We start from the raw sequence: 22,722 nt of genomic DNA on the forward strand, positions 1-22,722 counted from the left end.
ATTAATACTAGCAGATGCTTAAAGACATGGCGTAAATGTTACAGCCTAAATTGCTCGCCTAAGTAAACATCGCGTACTGTTTTATCATTTAATACGTGTTCTGGAGTACCTGATGCAATCAGCTCCCCATGAGAAACAATGTAGGCTTTTTCACAAACATCAAGGGTTTCTCTTACGTTATGGTCGGTAATTAATACTCCAATCCCACGATTTTTAAGATGTTCTATTATTTTCTTTATATCTAATACTGAAATTGGATCAACACCAGCGAACGGTTCATCCAGTAATATAAATTTAGGATCTGCTGCCAGCGCACGTGCTATTTCAACACGACGACGTTCGCCACCTGATAATGCCATACCTTGGCTATCACGAATGTGTTGTATGCTAAATTCATCTAACAATTTATCGAGAGTGTCTTCTCTAGCTTGTTTATTTAACTCTTTGCGCGTTTCTAAAATTGCCATTAAGTTTTGATAAACAGTTAGCTTTCTGAAAATTGAAGACTCTTGCGGTAAGTAGCCTATGCCTAATCTAGCACGACTATGCATAGGTAAAAGAGTAATATCGTTATCATCTATCGATATTTTACCTTTATCGCTGGGCACAAGACCTACAATCATATAAAACGTGGTTGTTTTGCCTGCGCCGTTAGGGCCAAGTAAGCCAACAATACTGCCAGCTTTTACTTCAAGGCCAACGTTTTTTACAACTTCACGGCCTTTATAGCTCTTTGCTAATAGTTCTGCTTTTAATGTGCTCATGGTTGACCTTTGTCGCTTTTTTTACTTTTTTTAGTTTCAATGGGTACTAAAATTGTATGAACGCGGTCAGTTGAGTTTTCATCTTTTTCGGCACTGATTAGCTGTTGCTCAATGTCGTAGGTAATGCTTTTAGCATTTATTTTTTGTCCTGCTTGCGATACCTGTGCATTACCAACAAGCGTTAAAAAACGCTTAGATACATCGTAACGTACTTCGTCAGCACTGGCGCTCATAGTCGTGCCGTCTGATTGCTTCTCTTCAAAGTGGGCAGGGCTACCAGTGGCAATTAATAATTGCTTATTATCACCAAGTTCATCGCGTTTATGTACTTCGAGACGGTCGGCTGTAATACGGCGGTTACCGTGAATAATTTCAACGTTTTTCTCAAAAATCCCGACATTAGCTTTTAATTGACCTTCTTGCTTATCGGCGCTTATTGATATTTGATTTGCAGCAGGCTGTGTATTTGGCTCTGCAGCACTGCTATTAAATGCTAGTATAAGTGTAGGAATAATAAGTGATTTTAATATTTTATTGGTCATAATATATGGTTCGCGTATGGTTAATTAGTTTTATCACTTCGGTTTTTAAGTCGGCTTCTAGGCCTTTGCCGGTGATTTTTAAATTGGGTCCAGTGATGATAACGGGTTGCTCCGAGCGCATTGTTAATAGCTTTATATCTACCTGAATATTATCAGCATTGATTTTGTCTATCATGGCGTTATCGGTTAAGTTTTTGGCAACCACATTACCTTCTAAAATTAATTGTTTGTCTTCGTATAATGTTGCTTCGTCTGCATTTATTTGCCACGTTTGCTTTTCGTTATATAAAGTAAAAATGGGTTTTTCAAAAAACGTGAAACCTAATTGCTGATATAGTTCCATTTTAGCCGCAGTTACTTTGTGGCTGATTGTACCTTGTTCGTCATAGGCTGTTTGTTTGAGTTCAATGGCTATGTAATCAGGCTTGGCAATAACTTCAGGCTCAGTCTGAGGCAAAATATTTGGTTGTGTAAAATAAGGGTACCAAAGCCAAACCATACAGCTAATGAATAAAACGCTTAATATTATGCGCGCTGCATTCATGAACTAGTGCCTTGTGTAGTCAACGCTTTACCATTTTCAAGCATAAGTAAGTCGGTGAGCTCTCTTACTGCACCAAAGCCGCCAGGCATTTGCGTTACATAGTGTGATAAACGTTTAATAAGTGGATGGGCATCATTTACTGCAACAGCAAAGCCGACTAATTCCATAACGGGCATGTCAGGGCCATCATCACCGATATAAGCAATTTGTTCATCGCTAAGGTTGAGTTTGTCTTTTAATTCTTGATAGGCAATGAGCTTATTTTCTTGACCTTGATAAATATGCTGTACGGTTAAGCTGCTCATACGTTGTTGCACTATTTGTGAATGACGACCAGTAATTACAGCCACTTCAAAGCCACTGTTTATAAGCGCTTTAATGCCAAAACCATCTTTTGTATTAAATGCTTTTAGCTCTTCACCTTGATTACCAAGATAAATACGGCCATCAGAAAATACACCATCAATATCGCATATAAGTAGCTTTACTTTTTTAGCGCGTGCTTTTGCATCATCGCTCAGCGGTTGATAGAGTTCTTCAAATTGCATTTATAACACTCCTGCTTTTAATAGGTCTTGCATGTTTAATGCGCCAATAGGTTGGTTTTTCTCATTGACGACGATTAAGCCATTTATACGTTTGTGTTCCATAATATTAAGCGCTTCAGCGGCTAAAATATCTTGTGTAGCCGTAGTACATGACTTAGTCATAACAACATCTATTTGTGTTGTATGAATATCAATTCTTTGCTCTAAAATACGACGTAAATCGCCATCGGTAAATAATCCCACGAGCTGCTGATTTTCATCAACAATGGCTGTCATGCCTAAACCTTTGGCGGACATTTCAATAAGGGCGTCTTTAACTGTTTGTGAAACGCTAATAATAGGTGTATTTGCGCCACCGTGCATAACATCTTTTAAAGTAAGCAGTAAGCGCTTGCCTAAACTACCACCTGGGTGAGATAGCGCGAAGTCATCAGCTGTAAAGCCGCGGGCTTCTAATAGTGCAACTGCCATGGCATCGCCCATCGCAAGCGTTGCAGTGGTGCTTGATGTAGGAGCTAGACCCAATGAACAGGCTTCTTTTTCTACTTTAATACACACATGTACATTAGCAAGGGTCGCCATGGTTGATTGCGTATTGCCAGTCATCGATATCATTTTGGCACCAAGTCGTTTTAAAACCGGAATGATATTTAAAACTTCGCTGGTCTCTCCTGAATTAGAAATAAGCATAACCACGTCATTTTTAGTGATCATACCTAAATCACCATGACTTGCTTCACCAGGGTGAACAAAAAATGCAGGGCTGCCAGTACTCGCAAGAGTGGCCGCGATTTTATTGCCAATATGACCTGATTTACCCATGCCAATGACAATAATACGGCCTTCGCAGTCGTACATTAATTGGCACGCGTTATTAAAATTCTCATCTACATATTGTGCAATATCACTAAGTGCTTGGCGCTCAACATCTAAAACGCGAAGACCTTGTTCAATAAAATTTAGCGTTGTCATCATTTACCCTACTTGACTAAAAATATACCCTTGGTAACCCAAAAACGCTATTAGCAATAAGCCGCCTTCTACTCTATTGATACGTTGGGTGCCTCTAAAGTTCAATGACATAATAATAAGAGCAAGTGTTGCACCAATCATAATTAATACGTCTCGACTTACTAATGATGGGTCAATGGCAGAAGGGTTAATGATACCTGCAAGTGGTAATACCGCTAGAATATTAAATATATTTGAGCCAACAATATTACCTAGTGCTAAATCATCTTCATTTTTAAGTACACCAGCTACCGAAGCTGCAAGCTCTGGCAAGCTAGTACCAATGGCAATAATTGTTAAGCCAATGACTAAGTCGCTTAAGCCGAAGTATTTTGCAATGTCTACAGCTGAACCTATTAAAAAATGAGAGCTAACAGGTAGGAGTATCATGCCTATAACTAACCAAAATATCGCTTTTTTTGTAGGTACATCGTTAGGTACGTCGTCGCAGGCTTCTGAGACAAATGGGTCATCTTGGTTTTTTGCACGCATAGATACAATAATTAACCCACCGATGAATACGATAAAGCCAACTAAAAGTGCAACACCTTCATTAAATGAAAAGTAGTTATCCGAAAAGACATACCAAGTAGCAAGAGATACTAGCATTACCAATGGCATTTCGCGTTTTAACGTACTAGATGAAACTGAAAGAGGGCGAAATAGAGCTGTAATACCTAGCACAAGTAAAATGTTTGTAATGTTAGAGCCAACAGCATTACCGACGGCAGTGTCGGTTTTGTTAGCCAGAGCAGCAGAGGCTGAAACCATCATTTCAGGGGCTGAAGAGCCCATGGCTACAACGGTCAAACCGACAATAAGTGTAGGTACACCAAAGTTTTTAGCAAGAGCCGCAGCGCCATAAACAAACCTGTCTGCACTCCAAACAAGAGCTGCAAAACCAAGAATTAAAATAACAAACGAGGTAACCATTGTGTTAAGCCAGTTATACAAAATACAGATGGCGCGAATAGTAACAAAAGCCAAGATGAAAGTATAAATAAAAGAGTAAGGTCAACTATATGATGGTACTGCTTTTGAAGTGCTAATTTAAAAATTTAAGCCGGGGTTAAGCTGTTTTGAGCGAGTCTTATAATCCTTTTCACAGGTGTATTACAAAATCTTACGAATTGTTTTTTCCATCTTTGACAAAAAAGCTTTAAAATAGGAGCACTAGTGAACATTTTTATGGAGAGCGACTTGTCGCAATCAATAGTAGAAGTCAAGGATGTTAGCTTTTCGAGAGGCAATAGAACTATATATAAAAATATGAGTTTTAGCGTTCCTAAAGGTAAAATTACTGCGATCATGGGGCCAAGCGGAATTGGCAAAACCACTATGTTGCGTTTAATTGGTGGTCAGCTTAAACCAGATTCAGGTGATATTTTATTTGAAGGTGGCAGCATTCCTAAAATGTCTCGTAAAGAGTTATACGAAGCACGTACTAAAATGAGCATGCTTTTTCAAAGTGGTGCGCTGTTTACTGATATGTCGGTATTTGACAATATTGCGTTTCCTATAAGAGAGCACACAAAGCTAAGTGAAGACCTTATTCGATTAGTTGTATTAATGAAGCTGCAAGCGGTTGGGCTACGTGGCGCTAAAGATTTAATGCCCTCTGAGTTATCAGGCGGTATGGCAAGACGTGCTGCACTTGCGCGCGCTATAGCACTTGATCCAGAGCTAATCATGTACGATGAGCCATTTGCAGGACAAGATCCTATTTCGATGGGCGTATTGGTTAAGCTAATTAAGTCGCTTAACGAGGTATTAGGTTTATCGTCTTTAATTGTGACGCACGATGTGACAGAGGTAATGAGTATTGCCGATCACGTTATAATTATCGCTGATCAAGGGGTAATTGGTTGTGGTACCCCAGATGAAATGCGTAATCACGAATCTCCTTTAGTTCAACAGTTTTTAAAAGGCTTGTCGGATGGTCCGGTACCATTTCATTTTCCGGCTCAAGCTTATGCAGACGAGCTGCTTGGAGAAAAAGCATAATGTTGGATTTATTTCAAAAGCTAGGGCATAAAACGCTAGGACGCTTTGCGGCTCTCGGTCGTTCAGCTTATATGCTGTTTAGTGCATTAGCGCATGTTCCTAATTTTAGAAAAGGCACACCGTTACTTGTTCGCCAGCTTTATATGGTGGGTTCGCAATCGTTACTGATTATTATGGTGTCGGGCTTGTTTATCGGCATGGTATTGGCTTTACAAGGTTACACCGTATTAGTTGGTTATGGCGCTGAGGATAGTTTAGGGCCGTTAGTGGCACTGAGTTTATTGCGAGAACTGGGCCCGGTTGTTACTGCATTACTGTTTGCAGGACGCGCAGGCAGCGCATTGACTGCTGAAATTGGCTTAATGAAAGCAACAGAGCAGCTTTCATCACTTGAGATGATGGCAATCGATCCGCTAAAACGTATTATTGCACCACGCTTTTGGGCGGGTTTTATAAGCATGCCATTGCTTGCCTTGATATTTTCAGCCGTAGCAATTATAGGCGCTCATTTAGTGGGTGTAGATTGGCTGGGGGTTGATACAGGTAGTTTTTGGTCAATCATGCAATCACAAGTGTCGTTTCAGCAAGACATACTAAACGGTATTATTAAGAGTTTTGTATTCGCCATAGTGGTGACCTGGATTGCGCTTTATAAAGGATATGACTGTGTGCCGACCTCCGAAGGGATCAGCAAAGCAACCACCGAAACGGTTGTTCATTCGTCATTAGCAGTTTTAGGTTTTGACTTTATTTTGACAGCGGTAATGTTTACCAGCTAATAGGGTATAGATAATGAATTCACGGAAATTAGAAATTTTAGTTGGTTTTTTTGTAGCACTTGGCATTTTAGCGTTTGCGATGCTTGCACTTAAAGTTGCCAATTCAGGTATTAGTGGCTCTGGAGAAACATATACGCTTAATGCCAAGTTTGAAAACATTGGCTCGTTAAAAGCGCGTGCGCCGGTAAAAGTAGGTGGTGTTGTAATTGGTCGTGTTGAATCAATTTATGTTCACCCACAAGAGTTTTTACCAGTGGTAAATATGACCATTGATGCACAGTATTTATGTCGTTTTTCAGACACAAGCTCAATCTCTATTTTAACGTCGGGTATTTTAGGTGAGCAGTACTTAGGTATTCACCCTGTCATTTCTCCAGATTCAGCTAAACAACGTTGTTTAGGCGAAACAGTGACTGAAAACAAGCAAGATGAAGCAATTGACGATTTGTTTGGTGTGGAAAGTAAAGCACTAGGTGATGGCGATTCAATTACTGATACTAAGTCTGCCATTGTACTTGAAGAATTAATCGGGCAGTTTTTATTCAACCAAGGTAGTGAGTAATTATTATGTTGAAAAAGTTTTTAGCTATTGTAGCAATTGGCGCAATGACGCTAACTCAAAGCGTAAGTGCAGCAGATGTTAAATTGGTTGATCCAAATAAAATGGTACGCCAAGTTGCCGATAATACATTTGCACGTATTAAAAAAGACCAGCCATTAATTGTTAAAGATCAAGAGCATCTTCGCGTAATCGTTGAAGAAGAATTAATGCCTTATATCGACTACAAATATGCAGCACTTCGCGTACTAGGTAGTGAAGTATCTAAAGTACGTGCAATTACCGACGAAGCTGAAAAAGCCAAAGCAATTAAAGAAATTCAACGCTTTATTGGTGTATTTAGAGAGTACTTAGTTGCAACTTATGCTGGTGTATTCACTCAATATACAAACCAAAAAGTTGAGTTTGGTGCCGAGCAAGCATTTAAAGGCAAAGATGTCGTTGTTGTTAAGACTAAAATTATTGAAGACGGTAAGCCAGATATCAGAATCGATTTTAAAGTACGCGAAGACCGCGACGGTGAATGGCGCGCGTACGATATGATTGCTGAAGGTATTAGTTTACTAGATGCAAAACAAAGTGAGCTACAAGGTATTTTGCGCCAGCAAGGTATTGATAATGTAAGTAACCTTTTAGAGCAAAAGAGTCAGCTACCAGTTCAGTTTAGAGGCAGTAACTCGAATGACTAAATTGGCAATAAGCCAAGTTGATGGACAACATTTTCGAGTAAGCGGTGAGCTTACTCGAAATTCAATTGGCGATGAACAGCTTCTGAACAACAAGTTATTAACTAAGCATAAAATCATCTATTTCGACCTAAGTGGAGTATCTAGGGTTGACACAGCGGGCTTAGCTTGGTTAATTCACTCTTTTGCAGAATTAAAGCAGCAAGGCATTCGCCTTGAATTGCAAAACCTACCTGAGCAATTGCAAAATTTAATGCAATTGGGTCAGGTTACAACCCTATTTGAGTGAGAGTTATGGAAACTAGCCAAGTCGAAACATTATTACGCGAAGAACTTCAATTAGCTGAAGTACATGTAAAAGCCAATGGTAGCCATTATGAAGTTGTTGCAGTAGGCGAATGCTTTGACGGTTTAAGCCGAGTTAAAAAGCAGCAGCTAGTCTATGGTCCATTAATGAATACAATTTCAGATGGCACAATTCACGCAGTATCTATTCGTGCATTTACTCCTGTAGAGTGGAAGCGTGAACAAAAATTTATTTTACCGCAATAAATAGGGCCTCTTAATGGATCAATTTGTAATTCAAGGTGGTACTTCACTTGCTGGTGAAGTGACTATTTCTGGCGCTAAAAATGCCGCACTTCCTATTTTGTTTGCTTCATTATTAGCTGATGGAAAAAGTACATTTACTAATGTACCGCGCCTTCGCGATATAGTGACCACTGAAGCCTTATTAAAAACTCTAGGTGCTGATGTTAATTGGCACGGCGATACGCTAGTGATTGACGGCGCAACGGTTAATAAAACATTAGCGCCATACGACTTAGTTAAGCAAATGCGTGCCTCTGTACTTGCATTAGGCCCTTTAGTTGCACGTTTTGGTGAAGCTCAAGTGTCTTTACCTGGTGGGTGTGCTATTGGTGCTCGTCCTGTTGATATACATATTCAAGGTTTGGAGCGCATGGGCGCGGTAATTAACGTTGAAAATGGTTATATTAATGCCAAGGTAAACGGGCGCTTAAAAGGCGCTGAAATCTTTATGGAAATGGTAAGCGTAGGCGCTACTGAAAACCTATTGATGGCAGCTGCTCTTGCTGATGGCAAAACCATACTTGATAATGCTGCTCGCGAGCCCGAAATAATTGATTTAGCTAATTGCTTAATTGCGATGGGCGCTAAAATCACAGGTGCAGGAACCAGCCGCATTGAAGTTGAAGGCGTTGAGCGTTTAGCAGGATGCGAGCACAGTATTTTACCAGATAGAATTGAGACTGGTACGTTTTTAGTCGCGGCAGCAATGGCAGGCGGTGAAGTACTTTGTAAAAACACTGACTTTCACTCCCTTGAGCCTGTGATTGAAAAATTACGCGCAACCAATGCACACCTAGAGGTGAATAACGACAGTATTTATCTTGATATGCGCGGCCGAGAACTAAGAGCCGTTAATATTAAAACAGCCCCACACCCAGGTTTTCCTACGGATATGCAAGCTCAGTTTACAGCATTGAATGTAGTAGCAAATGGTAGTGCGACTATTACAGAAACGATTTTTGAAAACCGTTTCATGCATGTACCAGAGTTACAGCGTATGGGCGCTAATATTCGATTAGAAGGACATACCGCAATTTGTGGTGAGACTGAAAGCTTAACGGGTGCGCAAGTGATGGCAACCGATCTACGCGCTTCAGCTAGTTTAATTTTGACGGGTATAGTGGCTCAAGGTGAAACGGTCGTTGATCGTATTTATCACGTTGATAGAGGTTATCAGCGCATTGAAGATAAGCTAAGTGCGTTAGGTGCAAATATTAAACGTAGAAGTAGCTAAGTAGATACTTAACTAATTACACTATTTTGAAAAAAGGTCGGATATGCGAATTGCTATCCGACCTTTTTATTGACGATTTATGCAGGTTGGTATTATTCTTTATTAAAGCTTTGTTTCAAGCTCAGCTACCACCACCATGATTTTTTCTATTTTCCCATCTCTGTAAAGCTCAAACTCTATTTCTTTACCGGGCTCTGTATTACCTATTTCTTCCAGCACTTTTTGTGGGTTTGCTACCGAAAGGCCTGCAATTTTAATAACGATATCTTGCTCTTCAATGCCCGCTTGCCATGCTGGACCCAAAGGGTCTAAATTAGTAATTCGCATGCCCGTAACGGGAGTTAGGCTGTCGTTGACTTCTTTACCGGTACTATCTACTGCCGTGCCTTCGAAGCCTAGATAGCCACGTACAACACGACCATGACGAATGAGTTTTCCCATTACTTTTTTAGCAAGCGAGTAAGGCACCGCAAAGAATATTCCTTGAATATTCAGATTCTCACGCGTTTTAAACTGCGCAGAGGTAATACCGACTAAATCACCATTGGAGTTAACTAATGCGCCGCCAGAGTTGCCCACGTTAATAGCCGCATCCATTTGTAATAAGTTATTGTACGGACTGTCTGTAATCTTTTGCTTACCCGTTGCGCTAATGATGCCTTGCGTGATTGTTTGACCTAAATTAAGCGGGTTACCTATAGCAAGTACCACATCGCCTACGCTCGATACATAGCTATCATCGACAGGAATGACCGGAAGGTGATCTGCATTTATTTTAAGTAAGGCTAAATCAGTAATGGTATCAAAACCAATTAGCTGCACATCAAAAAAGCGTCGACCATCGGTTAGAATAACCATAATTTGATCTGCGTTATTAACAACATGGTAGTTAGTAAGAATATAACCGTCTTGCGACATGATGACGCCAGAGCCTAGCTCTTGTACTGTGTTTTTTCTTTTATAACGGGGTTCTTTGGAAATGCTTTCTGAAAAAATAGTAACCACAGAAGGAGCTGCTCGTTTAACTGCATCAGAAAAACTCAGATGACTCGCACTCATAGCGCTTGGCAGGGGAACATTTGGAAGTAAAGCCGCTCGCATATTAGGGCTGAAAAAAACCACTAAAAAAGCAATACTTAGGCCTGCAAATAAAGGGGGAAGAATAAATTTTATTAGTTTCAGCACGATTTTCTTATTATGTAAGTGAGCAATCTCTTTATGATGACATAAAAAAAATAACAGCGGCAAGTGCCACTGTTATTTTTATTACATTAATAGTGCTATTTATTACTGAATTAAAATAAATATAGACTCACGACCACGTTGAACGCCAAGTACTATATTACCTTTTGTACTGTCGATGATTTTATTCATGTCGCGAATCGTTTCCACTCGTTGACGATTCACTTGCATAATAATATCACCTTCTTCAAGGCCAACACGGGCAGAAGGTGAGCGAGGATCTACAGAAGTAATCTCAACACCTTTATTGCTATTTTTTTGCACGTTTTCGAGCTCTGCACCTTGGAATGCGGGGTGTAGTTCTTCGCCTGTCGCTGTAACACCAGATGCGCCATCAAGGGTTACTTTTACTGTTTTAATTTTACCATCGCGGTAAATGCCTAATTTTATCTCGCGGCCTTCACCGAGCGTAGCAATTTTGCTGCGAAGTTCGTGGAACCCGCTAATATCGCCACCGTTAATGCTAACAATAACATCACCAGCTTCAATACCTGCTTTACTTGCGGCTGTGTCGTCCATTACTTGCATTACATAAGCACCTTGTTTGACATCAAGTTGCTGTGCTTTTGCAAGTCCTGCATCAAGTGGGCGACCAGAAATACCTAGCGAGCCTCGACGTACTTCACCGTGTTCAATAATTTGATCAACTAGATTTTTCATCATATTAGATGGAATGGCAAAACCAATACCCACGTTGCCGCCAGAAGCACCTAAAATAGCTGTATTAATACCAATCAACTCACCATTTAAGTTAACTAATGCACCGCCAGAGTTACCTTGGTTAATAGCAGCATCGGTTTGAATGAAATCTTCGTAACCTTCAATGTTTAAACCACTACGGCCAAGTGCACTAACAATACCTGATGTTACTGTATGGCTAAGTCCAAATGGATTACCAATCGCGACTGCAAAGTCACCCACTCGTAAACTATCTGAGTTTGCGAGTTTTATTTCAGTTAAGTCATCAGCGTCTATTTGTAAAAGAGCGATATCAGATTCTGTATCAGTACCAATCTTAGTCGCTTCAAATTCACGGCCATCTTCGAGAGTAACTACCATTTTTTCAGCATCTTGAATAACATGATTGTTAGTTACCACATAGCCTTCATCGGCATTAATAATTACCCCTGAGCCTAAACCACTAAATTGGCGTTTTTGACTGCGGGGCTGCTGTTGTCCAAAGAAGTATTCGAGTGGATCTGCACGGCGGCGTACTTCTTTAGAGCCTGAAACTTGGATACTTATAACACCAGGAGATATTTGCTCTAGCATGGGAGCAAGAGTAGGTAGTTGTTGACCATTTACTGCAATTGGCATTTTTGCATAAGACGCTACAGGACTCATTAATAAGCTTGTAGATAGAATAGCTGCGCTGATAAGTGATAATTTCATTTTCATAGTCAGGGATAACTCCACTTAAGGTAAAGCAAAAACCAAAAAGGGCTACTTTACAGCAGCCCTTTTTGGTTTGTTAAGATAAAACAACAAAGCTGTTATATCTAAAGACTATGGGGTCTAAAAAAAGTTCATCAAGATGCTTTAGAATGTTCTGAAACTTTATTTTGACCTGCAAATAAACCAGATTCACCCGATACATAATCAGCGGGTTGCGCTGCGGCTGAAGAGCGATCTGAACTACGTTCTTTTAAAGACGCCTGTAATTGCTCAGTGGTTTCTTTTGAAAAGAATGGTTCCGCTGGTGCTTTATTTCTATCTTCTAGAAGAAGCTGGTTTGTTTCTTCAACGTGACTAAGCAATTGGTCATAGTTTTCTTTCATTTTATTTACGAGCTTACCCGTATTTGCTAAATGATCAGCGACATCTTGGCGATACTGCTCTAATGCGTTTTCAGCTTGCTCAGCCTGTTCTTTTAATTCATCTTGTTTGAACTGTTTTTTAGTAACAAATGCACCAATAAAAAATGCTACTACAGCAACAATAGCAACCAAACCTACCCACATAACTGTGCCCATAAAAACTACCCCTTTGGGAAAATAACTAACGAATGCTTGATTCAATTATAAATCATACTAAGTGTAATATACCCCGAGTTATGATGCGTGTTAATATACTTTGCAAATTAAACTGTGTTTTAACTGTAAATAGATATGACTCCTTGGCAAACATACCAACAAGACTTGAAGCGAGATGACTTTGTACACGACGCAGCACAAGAAAATGCTGTGCGCCATTTACAACGTCTGTACGATGACTTAACTCAGGCAAAGCCTGCACCAAAAGGTTTTTTTGCTAAGTTATTCAGCAAAGATGAACCAGCGCCTATAAAAGGTTTGTACTTTTGGGGTGGAGTAGGGCGTGGTAAAACTTATTTAGTTGACACTTTTTACGAATCACTACCGGGCACACGTAAAATGCGCGTGCATTTTCATCGGTTTATGCACCGAGTGCATAATGAGCTTAAGAAATTAAATAATACGGCTAATCCATTAGAAAAAATAGCCGACATTTTCAAAGCAGAAACAGACATAATATGCTTTGATGAGTTTTTTGTTCAAGACATTACCGATGCCATGCTGCTAGGTGGGTTAATGGAAGCGCTATTTGCACGGGGTATAGTACTTGTTGCTACCTCTAATATAGTGCCTGATGAGCTTTACAGAAATGGCCTGCAGCGTGCACGCTTTGTTCCTGCTATAGAACTGGTTAAGCTTAATACAGAGATAGTTAATGTAGATTCAGGTATTGATTATCGATTACGTACCTTAGAGCAAGCCGAAATTTTTCATAGTCCGTTAGATGAAGATGCAGATAAAAACCTATTTGAATACTTCGACAAGTTATCACCAGAGCCTGGACAATTAGATGAGCCGATAGAAATAGAAGGGCGAAAAATCAAAACGCGAAAAGTAGCTAAATGCGTTGTGATGTTTGAGTTTAGTGAGTTATGCGAAACGCCTCGTAGTCAGGTTGATTACATGGAAATTAGCCGCTTATATAATACGGTTATTATTTCTAACGTAAAACAGCTTGGGCAGACTAATGATGATGCCGCTAGGCGTTTTATTGCTTTAGTGGATGAATTTTATGAGCGTCACGTAACTTTAATTATATCGGCTGAAAAACCTATTACCGAACTTTATACTCAAGGTAATTTAAACTTTGAATTTAAGCGCTGTATAAGCCGTTTGCAAGAAATGCAATCTTTAGAGTATTTAGCTAGAGAGCATTTGGTCTAAAAAAGTAGGCAAAAGTGTAATAGGTTAGCCATTAAAAATAAGAGGTATGTATATAGTACTTCTTATTTATGAAATTTCTTGTGGAAAAAACAACCGGCGAGTAGCAATGTGTTTTAAGTGCTGGTATACTCCCGCGTCTGCCACGTTGCGTTCTATGCCCTCATATAGTCTAGCCACTTGTGAGCGGCGCAAAAGTCTAAAACTCGAAGGGGTTATAGCAAACTTAGAGCAGTAGTTAATATTAACTACTTGTGGTTTTAATTGAAAAACATTGGATTTTTATAAATGAAAACGTTTGTTGCTAAACCAGAAACAGTAAAACGTGACTGGTACGTAGTTGACGCTGAAGGTAAAACTTTAGGTCGCATCGCTACTGAAATCGCTCATCGCCTACGCGGTAAGCATAAAGTTGAATATACACCGCACGTAGATACTGGTGATTACATCATCGTTATCAACGCTGAAAAAGTTACTGTAACTGGTAACAAATTCAAAAACAAAGTGTACTATTCACACTCTGGTTTTCCAGGTGGTCTTAAGTCTACTACTTTTGATAAACTTCAAGCTGCAAAGCCTGAAATGATCATCGAGAAGGCTGTTAAGGGCATGTTGCCACGTGGTCCTTTAGGCCGCGCTATGTACCGTAAACTTAAAGTTTACACAGGTACTGAGCACAACCATGCTGCACAACAGCCTCAGGTTCTAGACATTTAAGGAGCACCATCATGGCAAATCAATACTACGGTACAGGTCGTCGTAAAAGTTCAAGTGCTCGCGTATTCTTACGCCCAGGCACTGGTAACATCGTAATCAACAAACGCTCTCTTGAAGAGTATTTTGGTCGCGAAACAGCACGCATGGTTGTTCATCAAGCTCTTGAGCTAGTTGATATGACTGAAAAATTTGACCTTTACATCACCGTTGCCGGTGGTGGTACAACTGGTCAAGCTGGTGCTATCCGTCACGGTATCACTCGTGCACTTATGGAGTTTGACGAATCATTACGTCCACAACTTCGTAAAGCAGGTTTTGTTACACGTGATGCACGTAAAGTTGAACGTAAGAAAGTGGGTCTTAAGAAAGCGCGTAAGCGTCCACAGTTCTCAAAACGTTAATCTATACGTTATCAAGAATTCAAAAACCCAGCTTATGCTGGGTTTTTTGTTTTCAAATCAAAATGTTTACATTTTCAATTTACTATAAATTTGTTTATTGCGACTGCCATACAAGGTGATTGCAGCAATTAATGATGATCAAATTTATTAATAACTGCGTATTAATCGAACGAAAGTTAAAAAATACTCAGATAGCTGCAAAAAAGTTAAATAATTATCGTAATTAGTTTAAATCCATCAGTTAATTGGTGGAATTTTTTGCTACAATTGTCCGGTAAGTAAAATGAGCGGTTTAACAACACTATGTACAGTTTTTACTGTTTCCTCTTAGTGATGTTGATCTTGGTCAGTATATTGTTTTTACAGAAGCGTTATTATAGTCGTTCGGCTTTATTCTCGAGCTAGCTTAATCAAATTTTTGATCAAGTCAGGTTTATTCGAGCATGGGGCTTTGAATAACCTTGTTTTAATCAAGGGTTTTAATTATGATCGCTTCTATTTTAAAAATTTCGAATAATTAACCTGCTGTAACTGATGTTCTCAATATAGCAAGTGTTGAGAATCATAGTGGAGATAAGTGGATGAGCAATGCGCCTGTAGACAATGGCCGACGTCGCTTTTTAACCATAGCTACCTCTGTTGTAGGTGGTGTTGGTGCGGCTGGGGCTGCTGTTCCTTTTATTGCGTCTTGGAATCCAAGTGAGCGAGCTAAATCTGCGGGTGCGCCTGTAGAAGTAGATATCAGCAAACTTGAACCGGGACAATTAATACGTGTCGAGTGGCGTGGTAAACCTGTATGGGTTGTATCACGTACCCCAAAAATGCTTGAGCAGATGAAAGAACATGAAGGTCAACTTCGTGATCCACAATCGCAAGAGCCACAACAATTAGAATCATCAACAAATGATTACCGTTCATTACGTCCAGAAATCTTTCTGGCTGTAGGTATTTGTACGCATTTAGGATGTTCGCCAGGCTTTTTACAAGGTAACTTTGGTGAAAAAGTAGAAGGGACTGATGACGGTTTCTACTGCCCGTGCCACGGTTCTAAATTTGATATGGCTGGCCGTGTATTTCAATCGGTACCTGCACCATTAAACTTAGAAATACCACCTTATACTTTTCTAGATGAAACCACTATTTTAGTGGGCGAAGAAAGAGGGGTAGCCTAATGTTTGGTAAGATTATTGGTTGGATAGACGACCGAATCCCAATGACACGTGTTTGGAACATGCACATTGCACAGTATCCAGCACCTAAAAACTTTAACTTCTGGTACTTTTTTGGCTCTCTAGCCATGTTAGTACTAGTAAATCAAATCCTTACAGGTATTTGGTTAACGATGAACTTTGTTCCATCTGCTGAGGGCGCATTCGCCTCGGTAGAGTACATCATGCGTGATGTAGAATATGGCTGGTTATTACGTTATTTGCACTCGACAGGTGCATCGGCGTTTTTCATCGTTGTATATATGCATATGTTCCGTGGCATGATCTACGGTTCTTATCAAAAACCACGTGAGTTACTGTGGTTATTTGGTATGTTTATTTTCTTAGCGCTAATGGCTGAAGCATTCATGGGGTATTTATTACCATGGGGACAAATGTCGTTCTGGGGCGCACAGGTAATCATCTCTTTATTCGGGGCTATTCCGGTTATTGGTGATGACTTAACACTTTGGATACGTGGTGACTACGTTATATCTGGTGCAACGCTTAACCGCTTCTTTGCATTACATGTAATTGCACTACCACTGGTTATTGTAATCTTAGTTTTCTTACACATTGTTGCTCTACACGAAGTGGGTTCAAACAACCCTGAAGGTATTGAGATTAAACGTAAGAAAGGCTCAGTAGCTGAAGAAGATAAGCCTAAATTTAAATTTCACGAGTATTACACTGACAAGAAAGATATTGTTGATGCGATACCGTTCCACCCTTACTACACAGTTAAAGATATTGTGGGTGTGGTTGGTTTCTTAATATTGTTTTGTTGGGTTGTGTTCTTTATGCCAGCGATGAATGGCTTCTTTTTAGAAGGTCCTAACTTCGAGGCAGCTAACCCACTTAAAACACCTGAGCATATTTTCCCGGTTTGGTACTTTACGCCATTCTATGCAATCTTACGTGCAATCCCTGATAAGTTAATCGGTGTTGCGGCGATGGGTGCATCAATTGTGGTACTTGCGTTACTACCTTGGGTAGACCGTGGTAGAGTTAAATCGGTTCGTTACCGTTGTGGTTTCCATAAATGGAACATTGCAGGTTTTGTTGTTACTTTCGTTCTTTTAGGTTGGGTGGGTGCAACTCCTCAAACTGATCTGAAAACGATTATTTCTCAAATCTGTACTGTGACTTACTTTATGTTCTTCGTACTGTTATTTGTATACAGTAAGAACGAAAAAACTAAGCCATTGCCAGAGAGGTTAACGAAATGATGAAGAAGCTACTTATTGGTTTATTTGCTTTATCAGTAAACTTGTTACCTAACATGGTTATGGCAGCGGGTCCGTCGGTTCCTTTAATGGAGGCGAATAACGACCTTACTGATCAAGCATCTTTACAGCGCGGTGCAAAGTTGTTCATGAACTACTGTCTTGGTTGTCACCAAATGCAGTATCAACGTTATGAACGCACTTTTCGTGATATAGGTATCCCAACAGAAGTTGGTTTAGAACAGTTGATTTTTGACGGTTCTAAAGTAGGTAGCCATATTACTAACGCGATTACAAAAGACGATGCAGCAAAATGGTTTGGTGCGGCTCCGCCGGATTTAACTCTAATTGCGCGTGTAAAATCACCAGATTATATTTACACGTACTTAAAATCGTTTTATAAAGATGAATCTCGCCCGTTTGGGGTTAACAATATTGTTTTCCCATTAGTAGGTATGCCTCATGTTCTTCAAGAACTACAAGGTTTACCAACGCCTATTACTAAAGAAGTAGAAGAACATGGACACACAGTGACCAAAGTTATTGCTACTGAAACAGATGGTACGGGTGAATTAAGTGTAGATGAATACGACCAAGCTGCTCGTGATTTAACGAACTTCCTTGAATACGTGGGTGAACCTTCACGTCTTGAATCGGAAGCGCTAGGTATTAAGGTAATAGGATTTTTAATCATCCTGTTTATCTTGGCATTTATGCTTAAGAAAGAATACTGGAGAGATGTTCATTAGGTTGAACATTTTTAAAGGTAATTTTGCAATAGGGGCTTAAGCCCCTTTTGCTGTTTTAGTTATTTAATGGAGGTATAGGCATGGCCGTAGCTGCCAATAAGCGCCCTGTAATGACCCTTTTTTCTGGTGCTAACTGTATGTATAGCCACCAAGTACGTATTGTACTTGCGGAAAAAGGTGTAAGTGTAGATATTCATTTGGCTGAAAAAGATAACTTGCCAGAAGCACTTCACGAAATTAACCCTTACGGTACAGTGCCAACACTGATTGACCGTGAGCTTGGTTTATATCAGGCAAACATCATCATGGAATACCTTGATGAACGTTTTCCTCATCCTCCACTAATGCCTGTTTACCCGGTAATGCGTGGTCGTAGCCGTTTAATGATGCATCGTATTGATACTGACTGGTACAGCCTAGCTGACAAAATCAGTAACAACACATCAGATGCGGCTCAAGCTCGTAAAGAGCTAACAGAAGCATTACTTGCTGTAGCACCTATTTTTAGCGAAGCACCTTACTTTATGAGTGAAGAGTTTAGCTTAGTAGATTGTTATTTAGCTCCACTATTGTGGCGTTTACCAGAGTTTGGTATTGAGCTTAATGGTGCAGGTTCTAAAGAGCTTAAAGAGTACATGATCCGTTTATTTGAACGTGAGTCATTCCAAGCCTCTTTAACTGAAGCTGAGCGTGAGATCCGTTTATAATGACGCCTAATCGTCCTTATTTATTACGTGCTTTTTTTGATTGGATAGTCGATAACGAGTGTACACCGCATTTAGTGGTAGACGCTGGATTTGCAAATGTACAAGTGCCAACACAATTTGTTCAAGACGGACAAATTGTTTTAAACATAAGTCCATCAGCGGTCACACAGTTTTCGTTAGACTTAACCCAACTTAGCTTCAATGCGCGCTTTGGTGGTCAGCCAATGCAAGTGTATGTACCTCTAGGTGCTGTGCTTGCAATATACGCGCGTGAAAATGGCGAAGGAACAGTCTTTACCGCAGATGAGTTTTTAGAGGACGAAGACGATTTTGTGCCAGAGCTTGAAAGTGTTGAGTCATCAGCTGAGTTTACTGATGAAACATCACCAGAAAAGCCTGAGAAGAAAAAAGGCTCTCATTTACGCGTTATTAAATAATAAGTAAATGCCAAAAAAAACCGCTAATTAGCGGTTTTTTTATGTCTGTATTTTGTATTTATAGGTATTCAAACACTTTAACTACGCGCTCTACGCCAGATACATTACGGGCAATATTTACAGCTTGAGTTGACTCAGAGTCAGATACTAAACCCATTAAAAATACTTCAGCGTTTTCTGTAACCACTTTAATATTATTACTACTAATGTTTTTTGCTGTTAGAAGCTGGCCTTTTACTTTAGAAGTAAGCCAAGAGTCGTGAGTTTGTGTAGTAATGCCAATATTTGAACCAATACGAATTTGGTTATGTATTTTACGAATGCCTGAAACGCCTTCAATGGTGCGCTGCGCTTCGTTTCTCATTTCTTCATTTGCTACTTGGCCAACAAGTAAAACAATACCATTAACGCTTACAGCGCTTATATTAGCGAACTTTTCAAGACCTTCTACTTCACTAAGTGCAATACTGGCTTTTATTTCAATATTGTTATCATCAATTTGTGAACCAATGGTACGGCGGTCGTTCGCTGCAGTTACTGCACTGGCTGTACCTGCAACAACAGCTGCTGCGCAGCCTTGAAGTAATACAACAGTACCTAAAACAATAAGAGAGCGTTTAAACATAATTTTCATCCTGAGGGAAAAGCGTTAAATCAACAAGTTCGCTTAAACAATGTAAGTTCACTAAATGGGATTCGATAATGCGGCTAGGGCGTTTAGATGGAGATCTAATTTCAACATCGTTAGGACCAAGTAGGCCTACCAACTCACCACCATCATCACCAACCATAACTATGACCTTCATATCTTTAGTTAGTGCAGCTTCAACGGCAGAAATAACATGCTTTTCGTTACCGTTTATAGCCAGTACCAACAATAAATCGCCTTGCTGGGCAAAAGCACGGACTTGACGAGCAAATGTATCGTGATCGTCTACCTGAGTACTTTGTCCAAGGTTAACGTTTTCTTGCGATAGAGCAATTGCAGGTAAGCAAGGACGTTCGGTTTCATAATGATTGACCAATACACCGGCCATATGCTGGGCGAGCATGTGGCAATTTGCAGTACCGCAGCAAATGAGTTTATTTCCGTTGATCAGACTTTGTGCAATAGTAAATGCAGCTGACTCAAGCGCACTCGGTAGTACTTCACCCGCAGCGATTTGAACTTGAATGCTCTCTGTAAAAATTTCTTTAATTGTATCTTGCATAGCCTACCAATAATTTATCTTTGTATTTGTGTTTAAAATACATTTTTCAGCCAATTAATATTAGGAGATGCTTCTCCTGTAATGGCTACATAATCAATTCTTAGCGCTTGGTTAGTCAAATTTTTAGCTGCTAAGTAATGATAAATACTACGTTTTAATCGAGCTTGCTTTTGTGGGCTAAGCGCATAGTTTGCGCCGCCACGAGCATTGTTTTTACGAAACTTAACCTCAACAAATACAAGGGTGTTACCTTCTTTCATAATGACATCAAGCTCACCAAAGGGGCAGTAATAATTGCGTTCAATAGGCGTTAACCCTTGAGTAACTAAGTATTTTTGCGCTTCAAGCTCATAATACTGGCCTTTTTCGCGACTATTGTGCCACAGCTCCTTAAACCACGACATGTCGCCCCCTCAACTTAATTAAGTTTAATTTATAGTTTGCATCTCACTTGCTGATTGCATAAACAATGGCACAGGACGCTGCGTTTTTAATTGCACAGATTTAATACGACGATTTGTATATTGAGCCCAGTCGAGCATACGTTCTATATGACCGCTTGTATTAACTGATAATTTACCGCTTAGGCCACTGTATTGATTACCTGGCATTACGCTTAACTGCCTAATATCAGGTAATACAGATACTGCATCGTATGCCATTGCAAATAAGCGTTGGCTAATATCTACTTGTTCTGGCCATAACGAATCATACTGCTGGCGTAAATTATGTTGTTTAATTTGCGAATCGAGCATCCACGGCAATTCAGTGAAGTATAGGCCGTCTAAGTCGCCTTTGTCAGTACTATCAATTTGTTTACTGTGGCTCTTAGAGCTGGCGTAAAGTGGAATACGATCTGCAAAAGTACTTACGTTTACATCAAGATAAGGTTTAATTAAGCGTGTTTCTATTGCATCACCTAAAATATAAATAACATCAATATCACTGCGTGAGCGCGTTTCATTTTCTACTTCTTGTCTAAATAATGCCTTAACCGTTTTTATGCGCTCTTTTGATTTATCTACTTCCAGCAAGCTAGTAATCGTATTTGGCATATCTTTTTTATCGTTATAAAAGCCTATTTGCGGCTTAGTTTCGCTATAGCGTTGCCACTGTAAGTTAAAATAATCAACAAGACGTTGTCCGTTAGCGTTATTAGGCGCTAGTAGCATCGGCTTTTGGTAACCCATTGCTAAAAAGTGCTCTAGGGCTTGTTCTACTTCGTGCTCAGGATTTAGTGCAAAGTAATAATGTTGAAGTGAAATTCGTTCACCGTCAAAGGTGTTCAAATGTAGTACTGGCGTATCGATAAGCGTTTGCGCATTAGCTAGTTTGTCTATATTTGCTTTAAGTAGTGGGCCAATTACAAAGTCAGGCTTTATTTCTTCAAGCTGTGCTGTAATTTCTTCTGTACTTAAGTTTTCATCAATAAAAATAGTGTCGTTGATATTTTGAGTATCAAGTGCTGCTAACACGCCGGCTTTTAGAGCATCACCTAAGCGTTCGTTAGGTCCTGACTGTGGAAACAATACAACTAAGCGTTCTATATTTAGAGGTGCAAACTCAGTAAGCATTTCATCTTGTTTAGGTAAAACAGTAAAAGCGGGGTGCCCAATATAGCGTCTTCGCCAATTATTGATTGCTTGATCTAATTCTACACCGCTGCCTGCATATACTTGATGATATAACGCTAGGTTAGTCCAGCCTTGCTGAATAACCGAACCACGGTTAAAGCGCTCAAGCGCATATGAAGAGAGTTGTTTTAAGTTATCCCACAGATTTTGATTCAGTTGAGGGATTTCAATGTTATTTTTTGCTGCTGTTTCAGAGGCTCTAAAAAAGTAGGGCGCTGCTTTTTTAGGAAAATTTTGTGATGCGTAAATAGTGGCAGTTAAAAACTGATGCCATGCAAAATGTTCAGGTTGAGTAAGTTGTCCGTCTAGCGATTGTAAAATCACTAAGGCTTGATCATTTTTATTCTGTTGTTTTTGTGCAAATGCAATATAAAGACGGTTTTGAATTTGATCAACACTTGCTGTTAATTCAAGCTCATTTCCAATTGCCTCTAATAAAGGCCAGTTTTGCTCACTAATTGCAGCATCACGTGCACTATAAAGTAATTGTATTTTATCGGCACCTTGGCGGTTTTGCGCCAATTGGTAGATAGATTGCGCACTGGTCGCCTGATTTTGAAGTGCATTAGAGCGGTTACTTACGTTATCGCTGTTTTTAGTTGGTTTTTCGGTTGTGCTACACGCCGATAACCCTGACAATATAATTAATAGACTAACTAGTTTAAGTCGCACAAATGATTTCCCAATACGTTAACGCGATTTGCTTATATTACTGACTGACGCAGGAGACCTCA

At 39.8% G+C, this 22,722-nt stretch carries 28 protein-coding genes; 15 read left to right on the forward strand and 13 right to left on the reverse strand.

The genetic code is table 11. The features are described 5' to 3' along the window. Positions 1–38: 38 nt before the first annotated feature. From lptB to I6E80_RS01220, 6 genes are read right to left on the reverse strand one after another with little or no spacing between them, the layout of a single operon-like run. On the reverse strand, positions 39–764 hold the full coding sequence (lptB, locus tag I6E80_RS01195; protein ID WP_007580304.1) for an LPS export ABC transporter ATP-binding protein: 726 nt from the start codon (positions 762–764) through the stop codon (positions 39–41). Next, complete coding sequence (gene lptA / locus I6E80_RS01200; protein ID WP_024599257.1) at positions 761–1,306, reverse strand: lipopolysaccharide transport periplasmic protein LptA; 546 nt, start codon at positions 1,304–1,306, stop codon at positions 761–763. The genes lptB and lptA overlap by 4 nt, the downstream gene beginning before the upstream one ends. Then, complete coding sequence (gene lptC, locus I6E80_RS01205) at positions 1,296–1,850, reverse strand: LPS export ABC transporter periplasmic protein LptC (RefSeq protein WP_024599258.1); 555 nt, start codon at positions 1,848–1,850, stop codon at positions 1,296–1,298. Before lptC ends, lptA begins: the two co-directional genes overlap by 11 nt. Then, complete coding sequence (gene kdsC / locus I6E80_RS01210) at positions 1,847–2,398, reverse strand: 3-deoxy-manno-octulosonate-8-phosphatase KdsC (protein ID WP_007580311.1); 552 nt, start codon at positions 2,396–2,398, stop codon at positions 1,847–1,849. Before kdsC ends, lptC begins: the two co-directional genes overlap by 4 nt. After that, on the reverse strand, positions 2,399–3,370 hold the full coding sequence (locus I6E80_RS01215; protein ID WP_197184583.1) for a KpsF/GutQ family sugar-phosphate isomerase: 972 nt from the start codon (positions 3,368–3,370) through the stop codon (positions 2,399–2,401). A 3-nt stretch (positions 3,371–3,373) separates the two neighbouring features. Then, a complete protein-coding gene (locus I6E80_RS01220; RefSeq protein WP_024599260.1) occupies positions 3,374–4,342 on the reverse strand; it encodes a calcium/sodium antiporter in 969 nt (322 codons plus the stop codon). 255 nt (positions 4,343–4,597) lie between these two features. On the opposite strand from I6E80_RS01220, the gene I6E80_RS01225 reads away from it, so the two are divergent. The 7 genes from I6E80_RS01225 to murA are packed head-to-tail and all read left to right on the forward strand — an operon-like array spanning position 4,598 to position 9,262. Further along, the gene (locus tag I6E80_RS01225) at positions 4,598–5,413 is read left to right on the forward strand and encodes an ATP-binding cassette domain-containing protein (protein WP_076915496.1); all 816 of its coding nucleotides are present in this window, start codon (positions 4,598–4,600) and stop codon (positions 5,411–5,413) included. Next, positions 5,413–6,192 (forward strand): lipid asymmetry maintenance ABC transporter permease subunit MlaE, encoded by a 780-nt coding sequence (gene mlaE, locus I6E80_RS01230; protein WP_197184584.1) that lies wholly within the window; start codon positions 5,413–5,415, stop codon positions 6,190–6,192. Before I6E80_RS01225 ends, mlaE begins: the two co-directional genes overlap by 1 nt. A gap of 13 nt (positions 6,193–6,205) precedes the next feature. Beyond that, entirely contained in the window at positions 6,206–6,754 is a 549-nt protein-coding gene (gene mlaD, locus I6E80_RS01235; RefSeq protein ID WP_002957950.1) for an outer membrane lipid asymmetry maintenance protein MlaD, read from the forward strand. A gap of 5 nt (positions 6,755–6,759) precedes the next feature. Beyond that, positions 6,760–7,440, forward strand: coding sequence for a phospholipid-binding protein MlaC (locus tag I6E80_RS01240; protein WP_197184585.1), 681 nt, complete (start codon positions 6,760–6,762; stop codon positions 7,438–7,440). Continuing rightward, on the forward strand, positions 7,433–7,726 hold the full coding sequence (locus tag I6E80_RS01245) for a lipid asymmetry maintenance protein MlaB (protein ID WP_024599262.1): 294 nt from the start codon (positions 7,433–7,435) through the stop codon (positions 7,724–7,726). The genes I6E80_RS01240 and I6E80_RS01245 overlap by 8 nt, the downstream gene beginning before the upstream one ends. Positions 7,727–7,731: 5 nt before the next feature. Further along, positions 7,732–7,989, forward strand: coding sequence for a BolA family protein (locus I6E80_RS01250; RefSeq protein WP_002957953.1), 258 nt, complete (start codon positions 7,732–7,734; stop codon positions 7,987–7,989). A gap of 13 nt (positions 7,990–8,002) precedes the next feature. Further along, positions 8,003–9,262, forward strand: coding sequence for a UDP-N-acetylglucosamine 1-carboxyvinyltransferase (gene murA / locus I6E80_RS01255; RefSeq protein ID WP_024599263.1), 1,260 nt, complete (start codon positions 8,003–8,005; stop codon positions 9,260–9,262). 102 nt (positions 9,263–9,364) lie between these two features. Here the strand turns inward: murA and I6E80_RS01260 are convergent, their stop codons facing one another. From I6E80_RS01260 to I6E80_RS01270, 3 genes are all read right to left on the reverse strand, one after another. Beyond that, entirely contained in the window at positions 9,365–10,447 is a 1,083-nt protein-coding gene (locus I6E80_RS01260; RefSeq protein WP_170071682.1) for a trypsin-like peptidase domain-containing protein, read from the reverse strand. A 102-nt stretch (positions 10,448–10,549) separates the two neighbouring features. Continuing rightward, a complete protein-coding gene (locus I6E80_RS01265; RefSeq protein ID WP_197184586.1) occupies positions 10,550–11,902 on the reverse strand; it encodes a Do family serine endopeptidase in 1,353 nt (450 codons plus the stop codon). Between the two features lie 131 nt (positions 11,903–12,033). Next, entirely contained in the window at positions 12,034–12,477 is a 444-nt protein-coding gene (locus I6E80_RS01270; RefSeq protein ID WP_197184587.1) for a YhcB family protein, read from the reverse strand. A 135-nt stretch (positions 12,478–12,612) separates the two neighbouring features. On the opposite strand from I6E80_RS01270, the gene zapE reads away from it, so the two are divergent. The 8 genes from zapE to I6E80_RS01310 all read left to right on the forward strand — a co-directional run bounded on the left by zapE (position 12,613) and on the right by I6E80_RS01310 (position 19,143). Further along, a complete protein-coding gene (gene zapE / locus I6E80_RS01275; RefSeq protein WP_076923714.1) occupies positions 12,613–13,701 on the forward strand; it encodes a cell division protein ZapE in 1,089 nt (362 codons plus the stop codon). Between the two features lie 285 nt (positions 13,702–13,986). Next, positions 13,987–14,415, forward strand: a complete 429-nt coding sequence (rplM, locus tag I6E80_RS01280) for a 50S ribosomal protein L13 (RefSeq protein WP_007378318.1) — start codon at positions 13,987–13,989, stop codon at positions 14,413–14,415. A gap of 8 nt (positions 14,416–14,423) precedes the next feature. Continuing rightward, complete coding sequence (gene rpsI / locus I6E80_RS01285) at positions 14,424–14,816, forward strand: 30S ribosomal protein S9 (RefSeq protein WP_024599268.1); 393 nt, start codon at positions 14,424–14,426, stop codon at positions 14,814–14,816. A gap of 581 nt (positions 14,817–15,397) precedes the next feature. Next, positions 15,398–15,988, forward strand: coding sequence for a ubiquinol-cytochrome c reductase iron-sulfur subunit (gene petA / locus I6E80_RS01290; protein WP_024599269.1), 591 nt, complete (start codon positions 15,398–15,400; stop codon positions 15,986–15,988). Continuing rightward, positions 15,988–17,253, forward strand: a complete 1,266-nt coding sequence (locus tag I6E80_RS01295) for a cytochrome b N-terminal domain-containing protein (RefSeq protein WP_007378320.1) — start codon at positions 15,988–15,990, stop codon at positions 17,251–17,253. Before petA ends, I6E80_RS01295 begins: the two co-directional genes overlap by 1 nt. Continuing rightward, positions 17,250–17,999: a cytochrome c1 gene (locus I6E80_RS01300; protein WP_024599270.1), complete on the forward strand. Its 750-nt coding sequence runs from the start codon at positions 17,250–17,252 to the stop codon at positions 17,997–17,999. The genes I6E80_RS01295 and I6E80_RS01300 overlap by 4 nt, the downstream gene beginning before the upstream one ends. 80 nt (positions 18,000–18,079) lie before the next feature. Then, complete coding sequence (gene sspA / locus I6E80_RS01305; protein ID WP_002957965.1) at positions 18,080–18,706, forward strand: stringent starvation protein SspA; 627 nt, start codon at positions 18,080–18,082, stop codon at positions 18,704–18,706. Further along, on the forward strand, positions 18,706–19,143 hold the full coding sequence (locus tag I6E80_RS01310) for a ClpXP protease specificity-enhancing factor (protein WP_076923713.1): 438 nt from the start codon (positions 18,706–18,708) through the stop codon (positions 19,141–19,143). The genes sspA and I6E80_RS01310 overlap by 1 nt, the downstream gene beginning before the upstream one ends. 58 nt (positions 19,144–19,201) lie before the next feature. On the opposite strand, the gene dolP is transcribed toward I6E80_RS01310, so the two are convergent. The 4 genes from dolP to I6E80_RS01330 are packed head-to-tail and all read right to left on the reverse strand — an operon-like array spanning position 19,202 to position 22,660. Beyond that, positions 19,202–19,768, reverse strand: coding sequence for a division/outer membrane stress-associated lipid-binding lipoprotein (gene dolP / locus I6E80_RS01315; protein WP_197184588.1), 567 nt, complete (start codon positions 19,766–19,768; stop codon positions 19,202–19,204). Continuing rightward, on the reverse strand, positions 19,761–20,354 hold the full coding sequence (locus I6E80_RS01320) for an SIS domain-containing protein (RefSeq protein ID WP_002957968.1): 594 nt from the start codon (positions 20,352–20,354) through the stop codon (positions 19,761–19,763). Before I6E80_RS01320 ends, dolP begins: the two co-directional genes overlap by 8 nt. Before the next feature lie 32 nt (positions 20,355–20,386). Further along, positions 20,387–20,758: a YraN family protein gene (locus I6E80_RS01325; RefSeq protein ID WP_024599272.1), complete on the reverse strand. Its 372-nt coding sequence runs from the start codon at positions 20,756–20,758 to the stop codon at positions 20,387–20,389. 24 nt (positions 20,759–20,782) lie between these two features. Continuing rightward, positions 20,783–22,660: a penicillin-binding protein activator gene (locus tag I6E80_RS01330; protein WP_197184589.1), complete on the reverse strand. Its 1,878-nt coding sequence runs from the start codon at positions 22,658–22,660 to the stop codon at positions 20,783–20,785. Positions 22,661–22,722 lie beyond the last annotated feature (62 nt).

The sequence above is a fragment of the Pseudoalteromonas sp. NSLLW218 genome, from assembly GCF_015864775.1.
Lineage (GTDB): Bacteria > Pseudomonadota > Gammaproteobacteria > Enterobacterales > Alteromonadaceae > Pseudoalteromonas.